Below are 314 nucleotides of genomic sequence, written 5' to 3' on the forward strand. Positions count from 1 at the left end.
CGCAGGAGGTGCGCGGCGTCTGCGACCGGTGCGGCAGCCCGTGCAGCCCGGAGACCGCCGCCGACCATCGCACCTGCCCACTCCGCCTCGACCCCACCCTCGACGCCCCGACGGAGGCCACACGATGATCTGCGCGCGCTGCGACAAGGCGATCCGCCCCGGGGAGAAGTACGACACCACCGTGGTGCACGGCAACTCGGTCGGCCAGCCCACCGTGATCCGGCACCGCGACTGCCCCAGTCGGCGGAGACGCGCCCGCCGCTGACCTGACCCCGGCGGGACGCCGACCCGGCCGGGGTCAGCCGCCGACCAGC

1 protein-coding gene is annotated in these 314 nt (G+C 75.8%); it reads left to right on the forward strand.

Features of this window, described 5'->3' with window-relative positions; translation table 11 throughout:
* Positions 1–124: 124 nt before the first annotated feature.
* Positions 125–265, forward strand: a complete 141-nt coding sequence (locus ADL12_RS55085; RefSeq protein WP_167364437.1) for a hypothetical protein — start codon at positions 125–127, stop codon at positions 263–265.
* Positions 266–314 lie beyond the last annotated feature (49 nt).

Source organism: Streptomyces regalis (assembly GCF_001509475.1).
In the GTDB taxonomy this organism is placed as follows: domain Bacteria; phylum Actinomycetota; class Actinomycetes; order Streptomycetales; family Streptomycetaceae; genus Streptomyces; species Streptomyces regalis.

Excerpts from the sequence above, each read along its gene's own strand:
- ADL12_RS55085 (WP_167364437.1), top strand. The coding sequence starts at position 125 with ATGATCTGCGCGCGCTGCGACAAGGCGATCCGCCCCGGGGAGAAGTAC.